Origin of the sequence: Clostridium sp. DSM 17811 (assembly GCF_018861905.1) — a bacterium.
Taxonomy (GTDB): domain Bacteria; phylum Bacillota; class Clostridia; order Clostridiales; family Clostridiaceae; genus Clostridium_AD; species Clostridium_AD frigoriphilum.
In genome coordinates, this window is sequence record NZ_JAHLDU010000077.1 from 1 (window position 1) to 1427 (window position 1427).

The 1427-nt window shown below is 26.7% G+C and carries 1 protein-coding gene and 1 tRNA gene; both read right to left on the reverse strand.

What is annotated here, in order from left to right:
- Positions 1-375: 375 nt before the first annotated feature.
- Entirely contained in the window at positions 376-1119 is a 744-nt protein-coding gene (locus KPL44_RS24980) for a peptidylprolyl isomerase (RefSeq protein ID WP_216256105.1), read from the reverse strand.
- A 204-nt stretch (positions 1120-1323) separates the two neighbouring features.
- A tRNA-Lys gene (locus tag KPL44_RS24985) sits at positions 1324-1399 on the reverse strand.
- Positions 1400-1427: the final 28 nt, after the last annotated feature.

Below are 1427 nucleotides of genomic sequence, written 5' to 3' on the forward strand. Positions count from 1 at the left end.
TTTACTAAAGTAATTGACTGGTTAAAATAAAATATTATTTCATTTCTTTACCTATTTCTCTGTTTAATTTTCAAAGACCAATTTGTTTTGTCATCATGTGACGACTTCTACAAGTTTACTAGGTATTTCTTGTTTTGTCAATACTTTTTATACGTTAATTTATATTTTTATTTTAAATTTTAAAATCAACATGTTTTTTATTGAGACTTTATGTAAATATACGTATTTATTATATGAAATAACTATAGAATCCGCCTATATATCAACATCTAAATTAAATTCTATGGTTAGTTATATTAAATATTTTAATTACATAAGAAAGAACCAATATTATCGGTTCTTCCTTATGTAGTAATTACAACTTATTTATATGTTTTACTTTATTTCAACTTTATATTTGTCTTTTAATTCTGTTACAGTACTTATATATTTTTCATTTTGTTTTTGATGTGATATATTTTCAGCAATCATAGGCCTAGATTCTTCCAAAGTTTTCACGTTCCCTGCGCTTTTCTCATCCAATTGTATTAAATGATATCCAAATTGAGTCTTAACAGGTTCACTTATTTCTCCAACTTTTAATTCAAAGGCCACTTTTTCAAATTCTGGAACCATTCTGCCTCTAGTAAAACTACCTAAACTACCACCTTGAGCCGCTGATGGACATTTAGAATATTTCTTAGCTGCTTCTTCAAAAGACATTCCATTAGTTATTTCTAATTTAATCTCCTTCATTTGCTCCAAAGTATCAACTAATATATGTTTAGCCGATGCAGTCTCCTCACTTTTAAACATCTGAATATTTTCTTTATAATAATTTTCAAGCTCTTCTTCAGTTATATTTATATCTGACATTATATTTTTTACACCTGTTTGTATTAAAATATCTTTTTCAATTAGATGCATTTGTTCTATATAATCTGCATCATTCTTCATATCACCGTCAAGTGCATAGTTGTATATTAATTCAAAATTTATCATTTGATCTAAAAACTCTTTTTTACCTTCTTCTGTTTTATAGTGATCTTGTGTCTCCTTTGGAAATCTCAACAATGACCTTTTTATATCTTTTTCAGTTATTTTACTTCCATTTACTATAGCTAAAACTTTATTTTCCATAATTAATCTCCTTAAAATTTATTATAAGTATTTTTTTTCATGGTTTCATGATAACATAAAACCATAAAAAAACAAAATCTATACCATGCTATTTATTTGAATATAACTACATTTCTTTTCATCATACTATCTTAATTAAAAGCTTCTAAACTCTTGTTTAAATCTACAAAACAAAAAAAACACTTTATATAAAAGTGCTTTTTTTGGTGGCTTACCGGAGAATCGAACTCCGGACACCATGATTAAAAGTCATGTGCTCTACCAACTGAGCTAGTAAACCATGTTTACCTGGCGACAACCTACTCTTC